General features: G+C 40.5%; 16 protein-coding genes. 12 read left to right on the top strand and 4 right to left on the bottom strand.

Annotation, left to right across the window (positions count from 1 at the left end; all coding sequences use genetic code 11):
* Nucleotides 1-2: 2 nt before the first annotated feature.
* Nucleotides 3-1,043 carry a biotin synthase BioB gene (gene bioB, locus ABX891_RS09980; protein ID WP_002961242.1) on the bottom strand — a complete coding sequence of 347 codons (1,041 nt, stop codon included), beginning with the start codon at nucleotides 1,041-1,043 and terminating at the stop codon, nucleotides 3-5.
* A 95-nt stretch (nucleotides 1,044-1,138) separates the two neighbouring features.
* Here bioB and bioA point away from each other — a divergent pair, with 95 nt between their 5' ends.
* From bioA to ABX891_RS10005, 5 genes are all read left to right on the top strand, one after another.
* Entirely contained in the window at nucleotides 1,139-2,440 is a 1,302-nt protein-coding gene (gene bioA / locus ABX891_RS09985; protein ID WP_002961240.1) for an adenosylmethionine--8-amino-7-oxononanoate transaminase, read from the top strand.
* A 159-nt stretch (nucleotides 2,441-2,599) separates the two neighbouring features.
* Nucleotides 2,600-3,412, top strand: coding sequence for a hypothetical protein (locus tag ABX891_RS09990; RefSeq protein WP_002961238.1), 813 nt, complete (start codon nucleotides 2,600-2,602; stop codon nucleotides 3,410-3,412).
* A complete protein-coding gene (locus tag ABX891_RS09995; RefSeq protein ID WP_002961235.1) occupies nucleotides 3,413-4,453 on the top strand; it encodes an extracellular solute-binding protein in 1,041 nt (346 codons plus the stop codon). It begins immediately after the preceding gene.
* The gene (locus ABX891_RS10000; protein WP_002961234.1) at nucleotides 4,453-5,952 is read left to right on the top strand and encodes an ABC transporter permease; all 1,500 of its coding nucleotides are present in this window, start codon (nucleotides 4,453-4,455) and stop codon (nucleotides 5,950-5,952) included. The genes ABX891_RS09995 and ABX891_RS10000 overlap by 1 nt, the downstream gene beginning before the upstream one ends.
* A gap of 14 nt (nucleotides 5,953-5,966) precedes the next feature.
* A complete protein-coding gene (locus ABX891_RS10005; protein ID WP_165744419.1) occupies nucleotides 5,967-6,983 on the top strand; it encodes an ABC transporter ATP-binding protein in 1,017 nt (338 codons plus the stop codon).
* Nucleotides 6,984-7,072: 89 nt separating this feature from the next.
* Here ABX891_RS10005 and ABX891_RS10010 read toward each other — a convergent pair whose 3' ends face one another.
* Nucleotides 7,073-7,507, bottom strand: coding sequence for an ATP-binding protein (locus ABX891_RS10010; RefSeq protein WP_002961231.1), 435 nt, complete (start codon nucleotides 7,505-7,507; stop codon nucleotides 7,073-7,075).
* 297 nt (nucleotides 7,508-7,804) lie between these two features.
* Between ABX891_RS10010 and asnS the strand changes: the two genes are divergently transcribed.
* Nucleotides 7,805-9,202, top strand: a complete 1,398-nt coding sequence (gene asnS, locus ABX891_RS10015) for an asparagine--tRNA ligase (protein ID WP_024596826.1) — start codon at nucleotides 7,805-7,807, stop codon at nucleotides 9,200-9,202.
* 139 nt (nucleotides 9,203-9,341) lie between these two features.
* On the opposite strand, the gene ABX891_RS10020 is transcribed toward asnS, so the two are convergent.
* Both ABX891_RS10020 and ABX891_RS10025 read right to left on the bottom strand, forming a co-directional pair.
* Nucleotides 9,342-10,268, bottom strand: coding sequence for an electron transfer flavoprotein subunit alpha/FixB family protein (locus tag ABX891_RS10020; RefSeq protein ID WP_354629396.1), 927 nt, complete (start codon nucleotides 10,266-10,268; stop codon nucleotides 9,342-9,344).
* On the bottom strand, nucleotides 10,269-11,018 hold the full coding sequence (locus tag ABX891_RS10025; protein WP_354629397.1) for an electron transfer flavoprotein subunit beta/FixA family protein: 750 nt from the start codon (nucleotides 11,016-11,018) through the stop codon (nucleotides 10,269-10,271).
* A gap of 221 nt (nucleotides 11,019-11,239) precedes the next feature.
* On the opposite strand from ABX891_RS10025, the gene ABX891_RS10030 reads away from it, so the two are divergent.
* The 6 genes from ABX891_RS10030 (at nucleotide 11,240) to ABX891_RS10055 (ending at nucleotide 18,124) form a co-directional block, all read left to right on the top strand.
* Entirely contained in the window at nucleotides 11,240-12,886 is a 1,647-nt protein-coding gene (locus tag ABX891_RS10030) for an electron transfer flavoprotein-ubiquinone oxidoreductase (RefSeq protein WP_354629398.1), read from the top strand.
* 132 nt (nucleotides 12,887-13,018) lie between these two features.
* A complete protein-coding gene (locus ABX891_RS10035; RefSeq protein WP_002961226.1) occupies nucleotides 13,019-13,483 on the top strand; it encodes an acyl-CoA thioesterase in 465 nt (154 codons plus the stop codon).
* Nucleotides 13,484-13,742: 259 nt separating this feature from the next.
* On the top strand, nucleotides 13,743-14,312 hold the full coding sequence (locus tag ABX891_RS10040) for an outer membrane beta-barrel protein (protein ID WP_002961225.1): 570 nt from the start codon (nucleotides 13,743-13,745) through the stop codon (nucleotides 14,310-14,312).
* Nucleotides 14,313-14,524: 212 nt separating this feature from the next.
* Entirely contained in the window at nucleotides 14,525-15,256 is a 732-nt protein-coding gene (gene tsaA / locus ABX891_RS10045) for a tRNA (N6-threonylcarbamoyladenosine(37)-N6)-methyltransferase TrmO (protein ID WP_354629399.1), read from the top strand.
* Between the two features lie 63 nt (nucleotides 15,257-15,319).
* Entirely contained in the window at nucleotides 15,320-17,044 is a 1,725-nt protein-coding gene (locus ABX891_RS10050) for a proline--tRNA ligase (RefSeq protein WP_354629400.1), read from the top strand.
* A 234-nt stretch (nucleotides 17,045-17,278) separates the two neighbouring features.
* Nucleotides 17,279-18,124: a UDP-2,3-diacylglucosamine diphosphatase gene (locus ABX891_RS10055; protein ID WP_309166119.1), complete on the top strand. Its 846-nt coding sequence runs from the start codon at nucleotides 17,279-17,281 to the stop codon at nucleotides 18,122-18,124.
* Nucleotides 18,125-18,141: the final 17 nt, after the last annotated feature.

Genomic DNA, 18,141 nt, shown 5'->3' on the forward strand with positions numbered 1-18,141 from the left:
GCCTACGCTTCGTAAAACAATTCAGAGGTTGCTTTGTCGGCTACTTGCGATGAAAGCGAGGCTTCTACTGCTTCGTCTGAATAGTCGTGACGTTTTTCTGGGTTCATGCCTAGTTTTTTAATTAGGTTCATATCGGCATCAGCGTCTGGGTTTTCGGTGGTAAGTAGTTTATCACCATAAAATATTGAGTTAGCGCCTGCAAAAAAGCACATCGATTGCATTTGCTCGTTCATGGCGTTGCGCCCTGCCGATAAACGTACATAACTGTGTGGCATCATAATACGTGCTGTTGCTATGGTACGTATAAATTCAAAGTGATCTAAATCGTCTACGTTTTCAAGCGGTGTACCTTTAACTTTAACTAACATATTAATAGGCACGCTTTCTGGCTGTTGTGGCAAATTAGCTAGTTGCATAAGTAGTCCAAAGCGGTCGCTTGCTTGCTCGCCCATACCCACTATTCCGCCTGAGCATACTTTCATACCGGCATCGCGTACGTGGTCAATGGTATTTAATCTATCTTGAAAAGTACGAGTTGATATAATTTGCTCGTAATACTCAGGTGACGTGTCAAGGTTATGATTATAGTAATCAAGCCCTGCATCTCTAAGCTCATGGGCTTTTTCGTTTGTGAGTTTACCCAGCGTCATACAGGTTTCTAGCCCTAGCTCTTTTACTTCTTTAACCATTTGCGAAATGTATGGCATGTCTCTGTCTTTTGGATCTGACCATGCAGCGCCCATACAAAAACGGGTAGCGCCTTTTTGTTTTGCAAGGCGTGCTTGCTCTACTACTTTTTCTACTTCTATTAAGCGCTCGCGCTCTAAATCAGTTCTGTAATGGCCCGACTGCGGGCAGTACTTGCAATCTTCTGGGCAAGCGCCTGTTTTAATTGATAACAACGTAGAAATTTGCACTTCATTTGGGTTGAAGTTAGCACGGTGAACCGATGCGGCTTTAAACAGTAAATCGTTAAATGGCATTTCAAATAATGCTTTAACCTCAGCGTGGGTCCAATCGTGACGAACAGGTGCAAGTTCCATAATACTCTCTTATTTTTTTTCATAACGGTGATATTGGCTTAGTCTACGAGTTGAAGTACCATTGTCAACGAAACCCACCAAGTTAAAGTTTACATATGATTAAAAAGAATACGATTGACCTTGATTTTGATCGTGAGCACATTTGGCACCCATATACGTCTATGACTAAGCCAATTCCGGTATACCCTGTTACACATGCTAATCACAATATTATTCACCTCGAAACTGGTGAGCAATTAATCGATGGCATGGCCTCGTGGTGGAGCGCAATACATGGCTATAATCACCCTGTTATAAATAACGCCATGATTGAGCAAATTAATAATATGAGCCACATTATGTTTGGCGGTATTACGCATAACAGCGCGGTAGAGCTTTGCAAAAAAATAGTAAATATAACGCCGCCTAGTTTAACTAAAGTGTTTTTAGCCGACAGCGGCTCAGTAAGTGTTGAAGTAGCAATTAAAATGGCGCTGCAATATTGGTTAAGCCAAGGCATTACAACAAAACAAAAACTAATGACGCCTTACAAGGGCTACCATGGCGACACCTTTGCAGCCATGAGCGTATGCGACCCCGTTAACTCAATGCATAGTTTGTATAGCGGCTTTTTACCTGAACACGTTTTTGTACCTGCACCGGTTAGTCAATTTGGGGGCGAGTTTAACCAAACTGAAGCCCAAGAGCTTGAAGAATATTTTAAAGCAAACCACAACCAAGTAGCCGCCTTTATCATTGAGCCTATTGTACAAAACGCGGGGGGTATGAACTTTTATCACCCTGATTATTTAGCCTGCGTACGTAAATTGTGCACCCAATATAATGTACTGCTAATTTGCGACGAAATTGCCACAGGCTTTGGCCGTACAGGTAAATTATTTGCTGTAGAGCACGCCAATATAGAGCCCGATATAATGTGTATTGGTAAAGCATTAACTGGCGGCTCAATGACGCTATCGGCCACTATCACTAGCGATAAAATAGCCATTGGCATAAGCGAAGGTGAAGCAGGCGTTTTAATGCACGGCCCTACGTTTATGGGTAACCCGCTTGCCTGTGCTGCGGCCTGTGCAAGTATTGATTTATTACTAGAGCAAAACTGGCAACATCGAATAAAGCAAATAAACACCCAACTACAACAACTTAATAAATGCAGTGAACTAGATGCGGTTGCCAATGTGCGTATTTTAGGCGCAATAGGTGTTGTTGAGCTAAAGGATACTGCTGGTAATGTTGATGTTGCTAAAATTCAAGCTTATTTTGTAGAGCAAGGTGTATGGATACGTCCATTCGGTAAACTAATTTACCTTATGCCACCGTATATAAGTGACGACACCAGTATAAAAACATTGTGTGATGCCATTTACAATGCCATTAAAAGCAAGCATTACGCTTAATAGCTGGTAGTGAATACAGGTTATAGCGCTATTTGCTGTAACCTACCGCTACATTTAGTGTTTTTATCTATTAAGCGAGTTTGTAGTTATTGATCTCGTTAACCATTAGCTATATGATAATGTCTATCATTTACAATTACCTTTTTGGACTTCTTTGCTATGAAATTACTATTTAAACCAGCCAAAACTTTAGGTGCAAGCCTGTTACTAGCCTCGGCGTTTATGGCTCAACCAGTATTAGCTAACGGCCCTATTGGCGAGCATGTTAATCATCTTCAAGCTAACCTTAAAAGTTACGCAGAAGAAGTAGAATGGATGGTAGGCAAAGTTGATACCATGGTAAGCGACTACGATACTAAAGGCGCAAAATCTGTAAAAACTGATGATTTAATTGAATATTGGGAATCAGTTAAGTTTCACAGTGCAATAGAAACTAACTTTGTACCAGTATACGCTTCTATTTGGCAGGGTCTTTATGGCGTAAAAATGGCCATTGATAATAAAGAGCCTGCTGAGGAAGTTCGTAAACAGCAAAAAGCGATGAACATAGCCTTGTGGCAAGGCCTTGGGGCTGTTAAGCTTGCTGCAAAATTCCAGCAAAAAGGCTTGTTAGACACTGTAAAAGCAACCGCTACAACTCAAATGACACAAAGTGCCACAATTGATGAAATTAAGCACAAATTAGACCGTGTAGTAGCTAAATTTGCTGAGCGTTTACGAGACGAAGCAACTGAAATTGTTCACGATACTTATCTGCACCTGTTTGAAGGCGTTGAAGGTACACTTATTGAACAAGATGCAAAACTAGTTGAAGTGCTGGAAAAAGACTTTAACGTAACACTGCCACAAGCCATTAAAAACAGCAAAAGCGTAGACGAAGTACGCGATGTGATCAGTGACATGCAAACCAAATTAGACCGCGCTAAGGTTTTAATAGAAAAAGCCGAAAAAGCCCGTAAGGATGTATTTTAAGTGAAGCGTAGGACCTTTATTCAAGGCCTAGCTGCGTTAGGGGTGGTTGGCTCATTGCCACTGCCTCTTTCTTGTGCGCTAGCCGCTGATATAGCAAACCCAGTTTCTGTTGACGATTTACCAAAGCTTAAAGGCGAGTTAACGCTTTATTTAGGCCGAGGCGAAGGTGGTTTGTATGAAAACGTATTACAAGCAATCCAGAAAAAAAATCCAGACTTTAAACTCGGTATACGCCGAGGTCCTACTGCTGCTTTAGCAAATACCATTGTTGCAGAAGCTAAAGCTGGCGTTCGCCGCGCTGATTTATTTTGGGCAGTTGATTCAGGCGCAATTGGTTTAGTAACCGATGCTGGCCTTGCACAACCCATCCCAAGTGATTTATCTGCTCAGTTACAACCACAATTTAGATATAAAGAGTGGGCACCAGTAACTGGCCGTATTCGTACATTGCCATATAACACGTCGCGTTTGACCAAAGATCAAATTCCAACAAGTATTATGGAAATTGCCGACAGCGATTTAAGTATTGGCTGGGCGCCCGCCTACGCTTCTTTTCAATCGTTTGTAACCGCAATGCGAATTTTAGAAGGCGATGACAAAACCGCTAAGTGGCTTAAAAAGATTCAAAAACGTGCTAAAACATACGCCGGCGAGCTAGGTGTTGTTATGGGCGTTGAGCGCGGTGAAGTTGATATTGGTTTTGCAAATCACTATTACACTTTGCGTTTAAAATCAGGTAAGCCTGATGCCAAGCTAGATTTAGCATTTACACAAAATGATGCGGGCTGTTTAGTTAATGCATCGGGTGTATTAGCGCTTAACGACGATCCGCTTGCAACTAACTTTATGCGTTACTTACTAAGTAAAGAAGTACAAGGTTACTTAGCCAGTGAAGCGTACGAAATTCCGTTAGTAAATGGTATTACCCAACCTGAGGGTTTACCGTCACTTGCTAATATTTCTCCACCTAAAGTAGATTTAACACAGCTAGCTGATTTACGCCCTACTATAGATTTGATGCGAAGCAGCGGCGTATTGTAATGAAAATACCTGCCTCTTATCCAATGGCGCTGCTTGCAGCGCTTGTTGCGCTTACCCCTGTTTATGTATTAATTGTGCTTGCAAGTGATGCAAGCTCAGTGTTTGACACCCACAATCTTCAAATTTTAGGTAACACGTTATCGTTAATGGGTTTAACGGTACTCGGATCTATTTTAATTGGTGTGCCACTGGCGTTTATTAGCGCGTATGTGCATTTACCATTTAAAAAGCTCTGGCTGGTTGTATTTGCAGCCCCACTGGCAATTCCCAGTTATATTGGCGCATTTACCCTCTATGCTGCTTTTGGCCCCGGTGGCGAAATAAACACCTTAACAGGAATAGAAACACCATCTATGTATGGCCTAACAGGTGCCGCCATTGTAATGACGCTTTATACCTTCCCGTTTGTAATGATGACAACTCGCTCATCCTTACTAAGCCTTGACGCAAGCATGGTTAACGCTGCGCGTACGCTGGGCATGTCGATGACGCAAAGTATATTCAAAGTGATATTACCGCGCGTAGTTAACGGTATTGCAGCAGGCTCATTGTTAGTCGCGCTTTATACGTTATCTGACTTTGGTACGCCCGCAATGATGCGCTTAGATACCTTTACTCGCGTAATTTATGTTGAATACAACGCCTTTGCGTTAGGACGCGCTGCAATGCTTTCGCTTCAACTGATGGTTATTGTCGGTTTTTTACTTTTAGTTGAATCACAAATAAAAACAGCACCTGAGCGCCATGGTCGCCCGTTAATTTTATTTCCAAGTAAATTACAATTAAGTGCGATGTTTGTTACGTTTGCACCTGTTTTACTACTCGCTATTGGCTTGCCTTTGGCTATATTTTCGCTTTGGTTAGCTCGCGATGGTTTTAGCTCATTTGATTTTAATATTGCATGGAACTCTACGTATGCATCGGGTATTGCGGCAATTGTAGCCGTTATCGTTGCGATCCCCGTTGCACATGCTGCACTGAGTGGAAAAGCGGGTCGTATAATGGAGCGTGTTACTTACTTTGGTTTTGGTATTCCGGGTATAGTAATGGGCACAGCGCTTGTTTACGGTGGTTTGCAGTTGCCGTTTTTATATCAAACACTGGGATTGCTTATTATTGCTTACATGCTGCGATTTTTACCACTTGCTGTAGGCTCTGTTAGAACAAGCACTGAACACTTAGATCCAAGCTTAGTGAAGTCTGCGCGCGTATTAGGTGCAAGCCCACGTGAAGTATTTACTCGCATAACACTACCTTTAACTATGCGCGGTATTATTGCCGGTGCAGCACTGGTGTTTTTAGAGTCAATGCGCGAACTAGAAGCCACGCTATTACTTGGTCCTACAGGGTTTGAAACCCTCTCTACTTATTTATGGCGTGTATACGAAGCGGGCTATTTTGGTCGCGCCGCTATTCCTGGATTATTGTTAGTAGTGATATCTGCCTGCGGGTTAGCTATTATGATGTCTGGCGAAAAACGCAACCAGTTTGAACATTAAGGATTTAAGAAACAATGCTATCTGTAAGTCAGTTGTCTATAGATTATGGCAGTAACCGCGTAGTAAGCGATTTAAACTTTTCGCTGGGTGAAAACGAAATCCTTATGCTCGTAGGGCCAACAGGTTGTGGTAAAAGTACAATTTTACAAGCCCTTGCTGGCCTTATACCTATTAGCGAAGGCGAAATAAACACGGGGAAATGGCGCGCTACTCCCAAATTAACACTACCTCCTGAAAAACGCAGTGTAGGTATGGTGTTTCAAGATTTTGCGTTATTTCCGCACTTAACCGTACAGCAAAACATTTGCTTTAGATTAAAAGATACAGCCCCTGCTGAGTATTGGATAAACCTACTTGGGTTGAGCGATTTTAGAGATAAAAAACCAGCAACGCTTTCTGGCGGACAAAAGCAACGCGTTGCACTTGCGCGTACCCTTGCCCACCAACCTGACTTTGTATTACTTGATGAGCCGCTTTCAAACTTAGATGCCGCCCTTAAAGACATGCTTCGTTGGGATATTAGAAACGCACTTAAAGCCGCTGGCGTACCGGCGATTTGGGTAACACACGACCAAGAAGAAGCACTTTCAGTTGGCGACCGCGTTGGTGTGCTTAAAGACGGCAAAATTCAGCAAATCGATTCACCCGAGCGCTGTTTTAGTACCCCAAACAATCGCTTTGTGGCACGCTTTTTAGGTGAAGCCAGCTTTATTAGCGGCCAATTTAGCCAAGGACAAGCCACTACCTCAATTGGTAATGCGCCCGCTCATGGCGTTGACTGTGAAAGTGGCGACGTTGATGTACTACTTCGACCAGACGATGTGTTACTTGTACAAAGCAGTGTTGGCAATAACGGCGAAGTAATTTGGGTACGTTTTGAAGGTGGCAGCCGCTTGTGCGCTGTAAAACTTGCGTGCTCTACGGTTGTAACTAGCCGAGTAAGCCATGAAGTTGTGGTAAACCCTGGCGACGAAGTGCATGTATCACTAAGTACCTCGCACCCATTAGCGGTTTATAAACAAAAAGCTTAATTACCTTGTAACTTACATAAACCAAAAAAGCCCATATATGGGCTTTTTAATAGGTATTGCTATGTATGTTACTAACTAAACTCGAAGCACTACCACTCAAACATGTAGGCCATTTTGCTTATAGTTTTTAGCGGCACATTATGTGAGTTTCGTTTAGCGTATAGGTGCTGCATAGCTTTGTCTTTTACTTCACCCACTATCACTTCTTTTACTTGATAACCTAAAGCAACGGCAGCTTGAGAGTAAGCTATAAATTCCCACTTTTTAATATTGGTGTTATCTACAATCACCAATGGAATGCCTTGAGCAAGTGCATTTATAAAGCGCGCCAAATTTAAATTATGAAATTGTGGTAACTTAAATTTATCAAAATGATATTCGCCCTGCTCATTATTAAAGTAATCATCAGTTGAGCAAATTAGATACTGACTTTCGTCGGCTCCACCTAATTCGTCAGCAAGGCTTTGCGCGTAGTAAGACTTACCACTTCCTGGTAGTCCTCGTAAAATAAAAACTTGTTTCATAGCATCGATTTTTTAAGGGTGAATAAATATTAATTTAGTTTGGATGTTAATAATGCCACAAAATCATTAAATTTCAGAGCAACAAATCATAATAGTGGCAATTAAACTCTAAAAACTGTTTAAAAATAAACCGCATGCATAAAAACTTTTAAAGAGTTGCCCACAATAGTTTTTTTATTTAACTTTACTAGGTAAGATACAGGGTTCAAGTGCAGCGCCGTTTATGTGCAATTTATGCCCGAGTGTTGCGCACAGTTAAAATAAAATAGTTAGGCAACTTATATCATTGGAGTGAAGATGAGCCATTTAGCGATTTCAGAGCTATTAAAAGGCAATGTTGCGGTAGACAGCCAAGTAACAATTAAGGGCTGGATCCGTACTCGCCGCGATTCAAAAGCAGGAATTTCATTTTTAGCCGTTCATGACGGTTCGTGTTTTGATCCTATTCAAGCGGTAGTTCCTAATTCACTGAATAATTATGATGAAGTTACTAGCTTAACAGCCGGTTGTTCTGTGTCGGTTACTGGTGTTTTAGTTCAATCTGCTGGCCAAGGTCAATCTTACGAAATTCAAGCTAACTCAGTGACTGTGTTAGGTTGGGTAGAAAACCCAGATTCATACCCAATGTCGGCAAAGCGCCACAGCATTGAGTACTTACGTGAGCACGCTCACCTTCGCCCTCGTACAAATATGATTGGCGCGGTAACTCGTGTACGTAACTGTTTAGCACAAGCTATTCACCGTTTTTACCACGAGCAAGGCTTTTACTGGATCAGCACGCCAATTATTACAGCAAGTGACTGTGAAGGCGCTGGCGAAATGTTCCGTGTATCTACGCTTGATATGCAAAACTTACCGCTTACAGATAAAGGCGAAGTTGATTACAGCGAAGATTTCTTTGGTAAAGAAGCATTCCTTACTGTATCTGGCCAGTTAAATGGCGAAACTTACGCGTCTGCAATGTCAAAAATTTACACGTTTGGCCCAACATTCCGTGCAGAGAATTCAAATACATCTCGCCACCTTGCAGAATTTTGGATGGTAGAGCCAGAAGTTGCATTTGCTGATTTAGAAGACATCGCAAAACTTGCTGAAAATATGCTTAAGTATGTGTTTAAAGCCGTACTTGAAGAGCGTCGTGATGATATGGAATTTTTTGCACAACGTGTAGAAAAAACCGCAATTACGCGTTTAGAAGAATTTGTAGATAAAGACTTTGCACAAGTTGACTACACAGACGCTGTAGAAATCCTTAAAAACTGTGGCAAAAAGTTTGAGTACGCTGTTGAATGGGGTGTAGATTTACAATCTGAGCACGAGCGTTACTTAGCTGAAGAGCACTTTAAAGCACCGGTAGTTATTAAAAACTACCCTCGTGACATTAAAGCATTTTACATGCGCCAAAACGAAGACGGTAAAACCGTTGCCGCTATGGACGTTGTAGCACCAGGTATTGGTGAGATCATTGGTGGTTCACAACGTGAAGAACGCCTTGATGTGCTTGATGCACGCCTAGAAGAAATGGGCTTAAACAAAGAGGATTACAGCTGGTACCGCGATTTACGTAAATACGGTAGCGTGCCACATTCAGGCTTTGGTTTAGGCTTTGAACGCTTAGTTGCTTATGTAACAGGTATGGGCAACGTACGTGACGTTATTGCCTTCCCTCGTACTAAAGGCAGCGCAACTTACTAATATTTAGTAAGATGTTTATAAATACTAAAAACCGGCCAATTGGCTGGTTTTTTTGTGTCTTTAATCTACCGAATAAAAAAGCCGCAGCACTCAAAGAGCACCACGGCTTTCAACCAGAATAAGTTTGTTTATTTAAAGGCTATAAAGCACTCTCTAACTGTGGCAGTACTTCAAACAAATCAGCCACTAAACCGTAGTCAGCTACCTGAAAAATAGGTGCGTCTGGGTCTTTATTTATCGCGACGATTACTTTTGAGTCTTTCATACCGGCTAAATGCTGAATAGCACCGCTGATACCTACAGCAATATATAAGTTAGGTGCTACAATTTTACCTGTTTGCCCTACTTGCATGTCGTTAGGTACAAAGCCTGCATCAACTGCTGCACGCGATGCACCAATAGCTGCACCTAGTTTATCGGCAATACCATTAAGTAATGCAAAGTTTTCGCCGTTTTGCATACCGCGACCACCCGATATGACCACACTAGCTGCTGTAAGCTCAGGGCGTTCTGATTCGGTTTGCTCAACACTTACAAAGCTGCTTAATTGTGAATCTGATACTGTATCAATGCTTGTTATAGCAACAGCTGATTGCTCACCTTGTAAATCAAAGCTACTGGCACGTACGGTAATTACTTTTTTACTGTCGAGTGATTTAACCGTGGCGATTGCATTACCTGCGTAAATTGGACGTTTAAATGTATCGGCGTCCACTACTGCGATAATTTCAGAAATTTGCGCAACATCTAATAGTGCGGCAACACGTGGCATAAAGTTTTTGCCCGTTGTAGTAGCACTTGCAACAATGTGGCTGTAGTTGTCGCTAATTGATAAAACTAAATCGCTCATGCTCTCAGCTAACTGATGTTCATAAACGCTATTATCGGCAACCAAAACATTAGCTACGCCATCAATGCTGGCCACTTGTGAGCTCATTACGCTTAAGTTGTTACCTGTAATTAGTACATCAATAGGAAAACCCATTTTTACTGCGGCGTTAATAGTTTTTGAGGTTTCTGGTTTTAAGGCACCGTTGTCGTGCTCTGCAATTACGAGTGTTTTCATTTAAATCACCTTTGCCTCTGTTTTTAATTTTTCTACAAGCTGCGCTACGTCTTCTACAATAATTCCTGCGGTGCGTTTAGCTGGCTCTTCTACACTTATTAATTGCATACGCGGTGTTAAATCAACACCAAGCGAATCTGTTGCTATTACTTCAAGCGGCTTACGTTTGGCTTTCATAATATTTGGCAGTGATGCGTAGCGAGGCTCATTTAAGCGTAAATCAGTTGTAACAACTGCCGGTAAATTAAGTGCTACCGTTTGCAGCCCGCCATCAACTTCGCGTGTTACGTTTACTTTGCCATTTTCAATAACAACCTTGGATGCAAATGTGCCTTGGCCACGTTTAGTTAAAGCCGCTAGCATTTGACCTGTTTGATTATTATCTGAGTCAATTGACTGCTTACCTAAAATGACAAGTTCAGGCGTTTCTTGCTCTACAATTTTAGCGAGTAGTTTTGCAATATGAAGTGACTCGAGCTTTTCATCGGTTTCGATGTGAATGGCTTTGTCAGCGCCCAATGCTAATGCTGTGCGTAATTGTTCTTGTGATGCTTTTGGACCAATAGTTACGGCAACCACCTCAGTGGCGGTACCGGCTTCTTTAAGGCGAATTGCTTCTTCTATAGCAATCTCACAAAACGGGTTCATTGCCATTTTAACGTTGGTTAAATCAACGTCGCTGTTATCACTTTTAACGCGTGCTTTTACGTTGTAATCAATTACTCTTTTTATTGGTACGAGAACTTTCATAGGAACTCCATAATTATTTAAACCTACAAGGTAACGTGCACGTCAACCTATTTATTTTATGAAATTAGACTACTTCCTGTTGACGTAAACGTCAACCTAAAATAACCTTTAACTATTCACAGTCTGTAACGTTTAATTTGCAAGGTTATAAATAGGCTGTACACCTTATTTAAATGCGTAGTAAACATTCAAATAAGTCCGTCATAGATAAAGAGGTTATTATGGTCGAACGTGAAACCATGGAATTTGATGTAGTAATTGTTGGTGCAGGCCCTGCTGGGCTTTCAAGTGCAATTAAACTCGCGCAATTAGCACAAGAAAAACAACAAGAGTGCATGATTTGCGTAGTCGAAAAAGGTTCTGAAGTAGGAGCACATGTACTCTCTGGTGCTGTTTTTGAAACCAAAGCTTTGGATGAACTACTACCTAATTGGCAAGAGCTTGGCGCACCGGTTACAACCAAAGTAACTAATGATGAAATTTATTGGTTTAATAACGAGCAAAAAGCGACATCAATCCCCCACTTTGCTACACCAAAAACATTTCATAATGATGGTAACTTCATTGTATCTATGGGCAATGTATGTCGATGGCTTGCAGAGCAAGCTGAGAGCTTAGGCGTAGAGATATTTCCAGGATTTAGCGCACACTCTTTAATAATTGAAGATGAAGCAGTAAAAGGCATTATTACTGGCGATATGGGTGTAGACAAAGATGGCAATGAAAAAGACGGTTACATGCCAGGCATGGAGCTTCGTGCAAAATACACTATTTTTGCCGAAGGTTGCCGAGGTCATTTAGGTAAACAACTAATCAATGAGTTTGCACTTGATGCAGATTCATCACCGCAGCATTACGGTTTAGGCTTTAAAGAAATCTGGCAAATAGATGAAAGTAAACATGAGCTTGGCAAGGTAGTTCATGGTACAGGTTGGCCACTTAGCGGCGATACTAATGGTGGTGCATTTATGTATCACAGTGAAAACAATCAAGTTGTTGTTGGTTTAATTGTTGATTTAAATTACTCAAACCCACATTTGAGCCCGTTTGATGAGTTTCAGCGAATGAAGCACCATCCTGTATTTAAAAACGTACTTGAAGGCGCTGAACGTATTGCTTACGGTGCGCGTGCTATTGTTAAAGGTGGCTTGCATTCATTACCAAAAATGCATTTTGCTGGTGGTTTACTTGTAGGGTGTGATGCAGGCACACTTAATTTTGCAAAAATTAAAGGTAATCACACCGCAATGAAATCGGGAATGATTGCTGCTGAAGTTATTTTTGAAGCACTGAAAAATGAGTTAGCAAATACCGATTTAACTCATTATCAAACTGCGTTTGAGCAATCGTGGGCATATAAAGAGTTATATCAATCTCGTAACTTTGGCCCTGCTATGCACAAACTCGGTAAATTTTTAGGTGGTGCGTACAATACGCTTGATCAAAACATCTTTAATGGCGCTTTACCCTTTACGTTTAAAGATAATACGCCCGATCACTCTACCCTTGTTGATGCTAACGCCGCTGACAAAATTGCATATCCAAAACCAGATGGACACCTTAGCTTTGATAAACTCTCAAGTGTGTTTTTATCAAATACTAACCACGAAGAATCACAGCCGTGTCATTTAAAGCTTAAAGATGCGTCAATTCCTATTAACGTAAATTTAGTCAAATTTGATGAACCCGCACAACGTTATTGCCCAGCAGGTGTTTACGAAGTACAAGAAATTGCAAGCAATAAAGAGTTTGTTATTAATGCCCAAAACTGTGTGCACTGTAAAACCTGCGATATTAAAGACCCAAGTCAAAACATTACATGGGTAACACCTGAAGGTGCAGGTGGGCCAAACTATCCTAATATGTAACTAAATTATGCGCTGTATAGCTATATAACTACGTTTTTTACATATAAATTATAAACATATCCTAAATTGCAGGGGCTTCGGCCCCTTTTTTACGTTATGCTAATAGTAGTTTTAATAATAAGAGTGTTATTTATGCCGTCGTCAAAAGTTATTTTTCGTTTTTTAGCAGAGCCTACTGATGTTAATTTTGGTGGTAAAGTTCATGGTGGGGCCGTCATGAAGTGGATTGACCAAGCAGGTTATGCGTGCGCTGCAGGTTGGAGTGGTCATTACTGCGTAACTGTTTCGGTTGCGGGTGTTAAATTTAGACGCCCTATTTTAGTGGGTCAAATAGTCGAAGTAGAAGCTAAAATTGCCCATACGGGTAGAAGTAGCATGCAAATATTTATTCAAGTTAGGTGTGGCGATCCAAAAACGCAAAATATGGTTGAAACAAACCATTGTGTTATCAGTTTTATTGCAATGGATGAAACGGGCTACCCAATAGAAGTGCCTTCGTTTAAAGCAGTGACCGATGAAGACATTAAATTAGAAAATTACGCTATAAAAATGAAAGAAATAGCAATTGAAACAGAAAACTTGCTTCATGAAGTCTAATTAGTAATTTAAATAGAGTAAGGCTATGTAAAAAACTCATTATACTATGTAAAACATACAACTTATTTTAGAGTACACGATTACACAAAAGTTCACTTTGATTATAAAACACGCTAAATAACACAAAAACCAATACAAAAGAACTAATTATGGCGTGTTTTTAATCCATTTTAATATTGGCACGCTCGCTGCAAGTAGATAATTGAAGTTTGATTAATGAAATCAAGCATTTGATTATTTTTTGTAAAGGAGCTATTCAATGATTAAAACACTTTCTCTTTCAGCTATTGCACTAGCAACACTGGGTTTTAACTCTGCAGCACACGCTGACATTTCTGATTTCGATTCTCCACGTATTTATACTGGTATCGGTTACGGTCAATATTCTTTTGAATTTGAAGACAGTGACAACGACACTGACTTTGACGACGATGCACAAATGCTTAAAGGCTATATTGGTACTCAGTTTAACGAATACCTAAGCTTAGAACTTGCTTATCAAAACTTTGATGAAGTAAGTGATATTGACAGCAAAGCTGAAATTGATGGCGTATCGCTTGCCGCACGTTTGGGCTACCCAATAACAGAGAGCTTTTCTGTATATGCAAAAGGCGGTTGGCTTGAGTGGGATGCAGATTACACACAAGATTTACCAGTAGGTGGTGTAACAGCGTCTACAGATGGTGGTGATGCATTTTACGGTGCGGGTATTGAATACGCACTTACAACAAATGTACAGTTTCGTTTAGAGTACGAACGCTACAAACTTGATGACGATATTGATCCAGACATGGATGTAGCATCTGTATCAGTTCAATACATGTTTTAATTAATCTTTAACATGTTTGAAAGGGTAAGCTTAAGAGCTTGCCCTTTTTTGTTTTAGGTCCTTTTTAAATATATTAATACAAAATATAAACCACTCAGTCTAATAAGTGATTTTAAACCGCTTGGTCTATAAACAATAAACTTACTTACACTAATGCCATAAATACTAAATGCAGGTAGAATAGCGCTCTATTTTATTTGTACCCGAGTACTATGAGCGATTATACCATTTCGGCTATTGGCCACATTGAATCTCCTTATAAACAAAAGTTTGCTATACCTAGGCAGCCTCGTTTAGTGCCACAAGCCAAGGCAAAACTTATTTTTGCACCTGATTTTAATCGCGAAGAGTTTGTACGTGGTTTAGATGAATTTACTCATATTTGGTTGTTATTTCGTTTTCATGAAACGGCCGATAAAGGTTATTCTGCTATGGTGCGCCCACCTCGTTTAGGTGGGAATGAGCGAAAAGGTGTATTTGCTACCCGCGCTACATTTAGACCAAACGCGATTGGTATGAGCGCAGTAAAACTTGAAGGTATCGAGTATAAAAACGGACAACTTAGTTTATTACTCGCTGGCATTGATTTACTTGATGGCACACCCATTATCGATATTAAACCGTACTTACCCTATTCAGATGCAATGCTTGACGCCAGTGCTGGCTTTGCAGATACACGCCCAGAAACACAAATGACGGTTGAATTTAGCCCTCAGGCAATTGAGTTTGTTAATGCGCAAACACAATACCCAGATTTACATGATTTTATAGCTAATGTTTTAAAACAAGATCCCCGCCCTGCCTATAAAAAACAAAAAGACGGCGAGCAAAGCTATGGTATGACTTTGTACAATTATAATATTCGCTGGCAAGTCAATGGCGAGCATAACGTAGTAACAAACATAGAAAAAAAACTAAATAACTCACTTAGCGCTTTAGTGTAAAAGCATCCGCTGTTAAACTTAAGTTCTATTAAAAGAACATAATTACTCTATTTCGGAAAAAACATGCGTACAAGCCAATATATACTCGCAACACTTAAAGAAACGCCATCAGATGCTGAAATCGTATCGCATCAGTTAATGCTTAGAGCCGGTATGATCCGTCGCGTCGCTTCGGGTTTATACACTTGGTTACCCTCTGGTTTACGTGTGCTACGTAAAGTAGAAAACATTGTACGTGAAGAGATGGACAAAGCAGGTGCTATTGAAATGCTAATGCCTGTTATTCAACCCGCTGATTTGTGGGAAGAGTCTGGCCGTTGGAATGAATTTGGTCCTGAGCTTATGCGCTTCACAGACCGTCATAACCGTACGTTTGCACTTGGTCCAACACACGAAGAAGTAATAACTGATTTCGTACGTAAAGAAATAAGCAGCTACAAGCAGTTACCTGTTACTTTATATCAAGTACAAACTAAAGTACGCGACGAACGTCGCCCTCGCTTTGGTGTTATGCGAGCTCGTGAATTTACAATGAAAGATGCCTACTCTTTTCACCTAAGTGAAGAGTGTTTAGATGCAACTTATCAAGCGATGCACAAAGCATACTGTAACATTTTTGAGCGTTTAGGCCTTGATTACCGCCCTGTACTTGCTGATACTGGGTCTATTGGTGGTAGCTTATCTCACGAGTTTCATGTACTTGCTGAGTCGGGCGAAGATGCAATTGCATTTAGTGATGGCAGTGATTACGCAGCTAATATTGAAAAAGCAGAAGCACTAGCGCCAAACGATCCACGCCCAGAAGCAAGTAAAGAGTTAAAAGCATTCCCTACTCCTGACGCTAAAACAATTAATGAGCTTAAAAAGCATTACGGTGTAAAACCTCATCGTGGTGTTAAAACCTTAATTGTTTACGGTGCACCTGATGAAAACGATGCACGTGGTTTAGTGGCGCTTGTACTTCGTGGCGATCATGATTTAAATGAATTGAAAGCTGAAAAGCACCCATTAGTAGACTCTCCGCTTGAAATGGCAACAGAGGTAGATATTATTGCTGCTATTGGTGCAAAACCTGGCTCATTAGGCCCTGTGGGCTTATCTATGCCTATTATTGTGGATAGAGCCGCTAATATCCTTGCTGATTTTGTTGCCGGTGCTAATAAAGACGACGAGCACTACAGCGGTATTAACTGGGATCGTGACGTAACTGATTACGAAGTTGCTGATATTCGTAATATTGTTGAAGGCGATATGAGCCCATGTGGCCAAGGCGTTTTACAAATAAAACGCGGTATTGAAGTAGGTCATATATTCCAACTTGGCACTAAATACTCAGAAGCAATGAAAGCGGGAGTATTAAACGAAGGTGGTAAAAACCAAACCATGACCATGGGTTGTTACGGTATTGGTGTTTCACGTATTGTTGCTGCTGCTATTGAGCAAAACAACGATCAATACGGGATCATTTGGCCACAATCAATCGCGCCATTCGATTTAGCGATTGTTCCAATGAACATGCACAAATCGCATCGTATTCCTGATATTGCAAATAACCTTTACCAGGGTTTAAAAGATGCAGGTCTTGATGTGTTATTTGATGACCGTAAAGAGCGCCCTGGTGTTATGTTTAATGACATGGAGCTAATTGGTGTACCATTTACGCTGGTGATTGGTGAGCGTAACCTTGACGAGAATAAAGTTGAGCTTAAAAACCGCCGCACCGGTGAAAAGCTAATGATTGATATTGACACTGCAATTGATGCAATTAAAGCGGCTGTTAAAGGTTAATAACTCGCACGCTCAAAATAGACTAAAAGGCCGCATTTAAAATGCGGCCTTTTTTATGCTCGATTAATAGCAATGCGTAATAATAGCTGCTCAATGACTCACCTTTCCTAGCTTTGTAGAAATCATTTAATTACGTGCCTTGGTATAAATTGTCATGGAGGCTTCGCTAAAGTGTCTCATAAGTGTCATTAGATTTATCTACAGTGTTTAATTATTACACTATGGATGACGGGCATGACAAACAATCAACTGCGTAAAAAACAACATTATCCAGCCATTTGGATATCTGATGTTCATTTAGGTTACAAAGATTGTAAAGCTGATTACTTACTTGATTTTTTAAACTCGGTGGAATCCGACACACTTTATTTAGTGGGTGATATTATTGACTTATGGTCAATGAAGCGACAGTTTTATTGGCACCCTTCTCATTATGAAGTATTAAACTGCATACAGACAAAAGCAGCTAGCGGTACACGTGTCATTTATATTCCCGGTAATCATGATGAGGCGTTTAGAAACTATATAAATCAAACATTATTTGGTGTTGAAATCCACCAGCAGTTTATTCACACCACTAAAGCTAATAAACGGTTTTTACTTATACACGGCGACGACTTTGATTCAGCAACTCGTTATAACAAACTTGTTAGTATTGCGGGTGATGCAGGATACGACTTTTTATTATTTTTAAATCGCTGGACCAATCGTATACGTAAAATATTTGGTGGTAACTACTACTCGCTTGCATCATGGATAAAAGCTCGGGTACACAAAGCACGAGAAACGATTAGTGCCTTTGAAGATGCTGCAGTTCATGAAGCTAAAAAACAAAACGTAGATGGTATTATTTGTGGACACATTCACCATCCCAAAATAAAAGTGGATGACGGTATTATGTACTGTAACGATGGTGATTGGATTGAGAGCTGTACTGCGCTTGTAGAGCAGCAAAATGGAAAGATAGAATTACTACATTGGTCAGATACACAATTTATACTCGATAGCGCAGACATAGCTATTCTTAACACGCCTTTAAATACGTCAACAAATACCAAACCAAAAAAATCAGCTGCCTAGCAGCTGATTTTCAAAAC

It is taken from the genome of Pseudoalteromonas sp. NCIMB 1079 (genome assembly GCF_040567695.1).
GTDB lineage: Bacteria > Pseudomonadota > Gammaproteobacteria > Enterobacterales > Alteromonadaceae > Pseudoalteromonas > Pseudoalteromonas distincta.